This is a genomic window from Inquilinus limosus MP06 (assembly GCF_000767795.1).
GTDB lineage: Bacteria > Pseudomonadota > Alphaproteobacteria > DSM-16000 > Inquilinaceae > Inquilinus > Inquilinus limosus_E.
The window spans coordinates 1-5,707 of record NZ_JANX01000422.1 but is presented as its reverse complement, the minus strand read 5'-3'; the positions used below and the strand labels follow the sequence as shown (position 1 = coordinate 5,707).

Below are 5,707 nucleotides of genomic sequence, written 5' to 3'. Positions count from 1 at the left end.
CGCCGGCGAGAACGAGATGGACGCGGCGGTGATGGACGGGCGCGACCGCCGCGCCGGCGCCGTCGCCGGCATCTGCGGCCCGCGCCACCCGGTCCTGGCCGCCCGCGCGGTGATGGAGCGGACCGAGCATGTGCTGCTGGCCGGAGAGGGGGCGCGCCGCTTCTGCCGCGAGGCGGGGCTGGAGCATATGGACCCGTCCTGGTTCCGCACCGAGCGGCGCTGGGAGGCGCTGCAGCAGGAGCTGGAACGTCGCCGCATGGCTCTGCCGGATGACGGCGATCCGGCGCGCAAGCACGGCACGGTCGGCGCGGTGGCCTGCGATGCCGCCGGCAACCTCGCCGCCGCCACCTCGACCGGCGGCATGACCGGCAAGACCCCGGGCCGGGTCGGGGACTGCCCGGTGATCGGCGCCGGCACCTGGGCCGACAACGCCACCTGCGCCGTCTCCGGCACCGGCCATGGCGAGATCTTCATCCGCTACGCCGCCGGGCACGAGATCGACGCCCGCATGCGCTGGGCCGGCCAGGGGCTGGCGCAGGCGGCGGAGGATGTGGTGCAGGTGCTCCTCGCCCCGGCCGGCGGGTCCGGCGGGCTGATCGCGGTCGACGCCCAGGGCAATGTCGCGCTGCCCTTCAACTGCGAGGGCATGTATCGCGGCGTGATCGGCGCCGACGGCATGCTGCGCACCGCGATCCATCGCGAGGATTTCCGGACCGAGGCGGTCTAGGCTGGCGGTCGAGGACGGCGATTCGCCTCGAACGGGAGGACAGGATGACGGTCGATACGGGGACGCGGCTGGCGGCGCTGCGGGTGAAGATGCGGGAGGCGGGCGTCGACCTCGTCGCGCTCGGGCCCGGCTCGCACCTGCAATGGGCGGCCGGCTTCCACCCGCATGCCGATGAGCGGCCCTGCCTGCTGCTGATCGGGCCGGAGCGCGAGGCGTTCCTGATGCCGGCGCTGAACGCCGAGGGCTCGCGCGAGGAGACGGCGATCGTCTTCCACACCTGGGACGACGCCATCGGGCCGGATGCCGCGCTGGCGGCCGCCCTGGCCGATGTCGGCGCCGCCCAGGCCGGGCATGTCGTGCTGGACGAGACGATGCGGGCGGATTTCGCCCTGCTGCTGCTCGGTGTCCTGCCCGGGGCGCGGCACAGCTTCACCGACAGCACCATCGGCGCCCTGCGCATGCGCAAGGACGCGGCAGAGTTCGCCAAGCTGAAGATGAATGCCGGCATCGCCGACCGCGCCATCCAGGCTGCCTTCGCCGCGGCCAGGCCGGGCATGACCGAGCTGGAGCTGGCGGATGTGATCAAGGCCCATTTCACCTCGGAGGGCGCGTCGCCGCAGTTCTGGATCGTCGGCGGCGGCGGCAACGGCGCCTTCCCGCACCACCAGACCGGCGAGCGCCGGCTGGAGGAGGGCGATGCGGTGGTGGTCGACATCGGCGGCCGCAAGGCCGGCTTCCCCAGCGACATCACCCGCATGGTCGCGATCGGCCGCCCGCCGGAGGGCTACGGCCAGATCCACACCATCGTCGAGAAGGCGGTGCAGGCGGCGCTGAAGGCGGCGAAGCCGGGCGTGATGGCCAAGGAGGTCGACGCCGCGGCCCGCAAGGTCATCACCGATGCCGGCTATGGCGAATACTTCGTCCACCGCACCGGCCACGGCATGGGCATCGACGGCCACGAGCCGCCCTACATCACCGCCACCTCCGAGACGGTGCTGGAGGAAGGCATGGTGTTCTCGATCGAGCCGGGCATCTACATCCCGGGCCGTTTCGGCATCCGCCTTGAGGAGATCGTGATCCTGCGCGAGGACGGGCCGGAGATCCTGTCCACCCTGCCGCGCGACCTGCATGTGGTGCGGGTGTAAGCAGCAGGTCTCCGTCTTACCCCGTTTGAGTCCCCCCTCCCCTTGCGGGAGGGGGTTAGGGGGAGGGGGTTCCATCGGCTTGCACCGACCCTGTTCCGGCCGTGGTGACGGCGGACAGGTCCCTGACTCATTCGCGCGCGGACGCGCGCAGACCCCTCCCCCTGCCCCCCTCCCGCAAGGGGAGGGGGGACTTGTTTGGCTTTTGCCGGCGTCCGAGAGCAGCCTTAACGACCACCAGCCCACCTTGCATCCGGCACCACCACCAGCTTGCCGACAAAGCCCTTGGCCATGAAATCGGCCTGGGCGCGGTGGAAGTCGGAGAGGCGGTAGACCCCGCCGACCAGCGGCTTCAGCTTGCCCTCCTCGATGTACCGCACCAGTCGCTTGAAGGCGTCGCGCGTGCCCTGGGACGAGCCGTGCAGCTCCAGGTGCTTCAGGTACATGGTCCGCAGGTCCAGCTGCACCACCGGCCCGGCGATGGCGCCGGCGGTGGTGTAGCGCCCCTCCGGCCGCAGGATGCGCAACAGGTCGTTGAACATCGCCCCGCCGACCAGGTCGGCGACGACGTCGATCGGCCGGCCCTTGGTCGCGCGCTCCACCGCCGAGACCAGGTCGCCGGCGTCGCGCGTGACCACCGCCTCGGCGCCGGCGGCCAGCACCGCCTCCTCCTTGCCGCGGCCGACCACGGCATAGGGGATGGCGCCACGGGCGCGGCACAGTTGGACGATGCCGGAGCCGACGCCGCCCGAGGCGCCGGTGACCAGCACCCGCTCGCCCGCCGCCACCCGCGCCCGGTCCAGCATGTGCTCGCCGGTCAGGTAGGCGCAGCAGAAGGTGGCGAGCTCGACATCGCTCATCGGCGTGTCGACGTGATGGGCATGGTCGGCCGGCAGCGCCATGTATTCGGCATAGCCGCCGTCGCGGCCATGGCCCATGTAGTCGATGTCGGCCAGGCTGTCGTCGTCGCGGTTGTAGATGCTGAAATCGACCATCACCCGTTCGCCGATCCGCGCCGCCGGCACGCCGGGCCCGACCGCGACGACGCGGCCGACCGTGTCGGTGCCCTGGATGCGGGGGAAGGTCAGGGTCGACCGGTCGCCGCGGCCGCGCCAGCTCGACACCGCCTCCGGGTCCGCCTCGGTGCCGTAGGCGCCTTCGCGGACCCAGACATCGGTGTTGTTCATGCCGCAGGCGGCGACCTCGATCAGCACCTCGCCGGCTGCCGGCTTCGGCACCGGCACGTCGTCGCGATAGACCAGCTTGTCGGGCCCGCCATGGCCGGTCAGGACCACGGCGCGCATGGTGGCGGGGATGGTTTCGGCGATCATGGCTTCGCTCACAGCTCGGCCGCCACCGACTCGACCGCGCCGGCCACGGCCTTGACCACGATGTCGGCCTCGTCGCGGGTCAGGCACAGCGGCGGGGCGAAGCCCAGGATGTCGCCCTGCGGCAGGGCGCGGGAGATCACGCCGCGGGCCAGCGTCGCCGCATAGATCCGCGGCCCGACCTTCAGCGCCGGGTCGAAATACACCCGGTCGTCCTTGTCGGCCACGAACTCGACCGCCGCGGCCAGGCCCTCGCCGCGCACCTCGCCGACGATGCGGTGGCCGGCCAGGGCGTCGGTCAGCGCCTGCTTGAAATAGGCGCCGGTCAGCTTCGCGTTCTCCACCAACCCCAGGCTGTCGATCAGCTCGAGATTGGCGATCGCCGCGGCGGTGCACAGCGGGTGCGAGGAATAGGTCCAGCCATGGCCGATGGCGCCCAGCGCGTCGGACCCCTTCTCCAGGATCTTCCACACCTTCTCCGACACGATCACGCCGGACAGCGGGGCATAGGCCGAGGTCAGTCCCTTGGCGATGGTGATCAGGTCCGGCTTGATGCCGTAATGGTCGGAGCCGAACATCGACCCCAGCCGGCCGAAGCCGGTGATCACCTCGTCGGCGATCAGCAGCACGTCGTACTTGGCCAGGACCGCCTGGATCTTCTCCCAGTAGCCGGCCGGCGGCGGCACCAGCCCGCCGGTGCCCAGGATCGGCTCGCCGATGAAGGCCGCCACCGTCTCCGGCCCCTCGGCCAGGATCATCTCCTCCAGCCTGTCGGCGCAGTATTGCGAGAACTGCTCCTCGCTCAGCGACCGGTCCTCGCGGCGGTAGTAGTACGGCGCCTCAGTGTGCAGCACCTGGGCCAGCGGCAGGTCGAAGGCCTTGTGGAACAGCTCCAGCCCGGTGAGGCTGCCGGTCATCAGGCCGGAGCCGTGATAGCCGCGCCAGCGCGAGATGATCTTCTTCTTCTGCGGCCGGCCCAGGATGTTGTTGATGTACCAGACCAGCTTGATGTTGGTCTCGTTGGCGTCGGACCCGCCGAGGCCGAAGAACACCCGCGACATGCCGGCCGGCGCCCGGTCGATGATCATCTTGGCCAGGCGGATCGACGGCTCGCTGCCGTGCCCGACATAGGCGTGGTAATAGGCCAGCTCATGCGCCTGGGCAGCGATCGCATCGGCGATCTCGCGCCGGCCGTAGCCGACATTGACGCAGTACAGGCCGGCGAAGGCGTCCAGGCTGCGCTTGCCGTCGCGGTCGGTGATGTAGACGCCCTCGCCGCCGGTGATGATCCGGTTCGGCGTCTCGCCCCGGGCATGGGCCGCCATATGGGTCGAGGGATGGAAGAAGTGGTCGCGATCCCAGGCGTCGAGTTCGTTGCCGCGGAGGGCCATCGGGGTTCTCCTTAGAAAGAGACGGGCGGCGCTTACGCCGCGTCCAGGCAGAGGTACTTGAGCTCGGTGAAGGCCTCGATGCCGTGGCGCGAGCCTTCACGGCCGAGGCCGGACTGCTTCATGCCGCCGAACGGGATCGGGGCACCGGTGATCTTCACCCGGTTGACCGCGACCATGCCGTAGTCGAGGGCGCGGCCGAGGCGCAGCACCCGGCCGGCATCGCGGGTGACGACATAGGCGACCAGGCCGTATTCGGTGTCGTTGGCGCGGGCCACCACCTCGTCCTCGCTGTCGAAGGCGGTGACGGCGGCGACCGGGGCGAAGGTCTCCTCGCGCATGATCGCGGCGCCGTCCGGCACGTCGGCCAGCACGGTCGGAGCGAAGAACAGCGGCCCGGCCGGGTGGGCCTCGCCGCCCGTCAGGCATCGCGCGCCGCGCCCCACGGCGTCGCGCACATGCTCCGCCGCCTTGGCCATGGCGCGGTCGTGCATCAGCGGTCCGATCTCGGTCCCGGCATCGAGGCCGTTACCGACCTTCAGCGCCGCGACGCGTTTGGCAAAGGCGTCGCAGAAGGCGGCATAGACCGGCTGCTCGACATAGATCCGGTTGGCGGCCAGGCAGTCCTGCCCGGAGGTGGCGAATTTCGCATCGATCGCGATCGACACGGCGCGGTCGAGATCGGCATCGGCGAAGACGATCAGCGGGGCGTGGCCGCCCAATTCGAGCTGCAGGCGCTTGATCGTCGGGGCGCAGCGCTCGGCGATCAGCCGGCCGATCTCGGTCGACCCGGTGAAGCTGACCGCCCGTACCCGCTTGTCGGCGCAGATCCGGCCGACGATCGGCTCCGGGTCGCCGGTGACGATGTTCAGCACCCCGGCCGGGATGCCGGCGCGCTCCGCCAGCTCGGCCAGGGCCAGGGCCGACAGCGGGGTCTGCGACGAGGGGTGCGCCACCACGGTGCAGCCGGCGGCCAGGGCGGCGGCGGCCTTGCGGGTCAGCATGGCGCAGGGAAAGTTCCAGGGCGTGGCGACGCCGACGACGCCCAGCGGCTCGCGCCGCACCATCATCTCGGCGCCGGGCAGATGGCTGGTGACGGATTCGACGTTCAGGCGCTTGGCC

The 5,707-nt window shown here is 71.1% G+C and carries 5 protein-coding genes; 2 read left to right on the top strand and 3 right to left on the bottom strand.

Annotated elements, in window-relative coordinates; genetic code table 11:
* A partial coding sequence (locus P409_RS24740; protein ID WP_034844835.1) for an isoaspartyl peptidase/L-asparaginase family protein occupies nucleotides 1-727 on the top strand: 727 nt, incomplete at its 5' end.
* Nucleotides 728-771: 44 nt separating this feature from the next.
* Nucleotides 772-1,872 (top strand): M24 family metallopeptidase, encoded by a 1,101-nt coding sequence (locus P409_RS24735; RefSeq protein WP_034844833.1) that lies wholly within the window; start codon nucleotides 772-774, stop codon nucleotides 1,870-1,872.
* 224 nt (nucleotides 1,873-2,096) lie between these two features.
* On the opposite strand, the gene P409_RS24730 is transcribed toward P409_RS24735, so the two are convergent.
* The 3 genes from P409_RS24730 to P409_RS24720 all read right to left on the bottom strand — a co-directional run.
* Nucleotides 2,097-3,200: an alcohol dehydrogenase family protein gene (locus P409_RS24730; RefSeq protein WP_034844832.1), complete on the bottom strand. Its 1,104-nt coding sequence runs from the start codon at nucleotides 3,198-3,200 to the stop codon at nucleotides 2,097-2,099.
* A gap of 8 nt (nucleotides 3,201-3,208) precedes the next feature.
* The gene (locus P409_RS24725) at nucleotides 3,209-4,588 is read right to left on the bottom strand and encodes an aspartate aminotransferase family protein (protein ID WP_034844831.1); all 1,380 of its coding nucleotides are present in this window, start codon (nucleotides 4,586-4,588) and stop codon (nucleotides 3,209-3,211) included.
* Nucleotides 4,589-4,620: 32 nt separating this feature from the next.
* Nucleotides 4,621-5,707 (bottom strand): aldehyde dehydrogenase family protein (locus P409_RS24720; RefSeq protein WP_034844829.1); only part of this gene is annotated, 1,087 nt, incomplete at its 5' end.

What these genes read in the sequence shown, in the direction of transcription:
- P409_RS24730 (WP_034844832.1), bottom strand. Translation starts at nt 3,200, where the DNA reads ATGATCGCCGAAACCATCCCCGCCACCATGCGCGCCGTGGTCCTGACC.
- P409_RS24735 (WP_034844833.1), top strand. Translation starts at nt 772, where the DNA reads ATGACGGTCGATACGGGGACGCGGCTGGCGGCGCTGCGGGTGAAGATG.
- P409_RS24725 (WP_034844831.1), bottom strand. Translation starts at nt 4,588, where the DNA reads ATGGCCCTCCGCGGCAACGAACTCGACGCCTGGGATCGCGACCACTTC.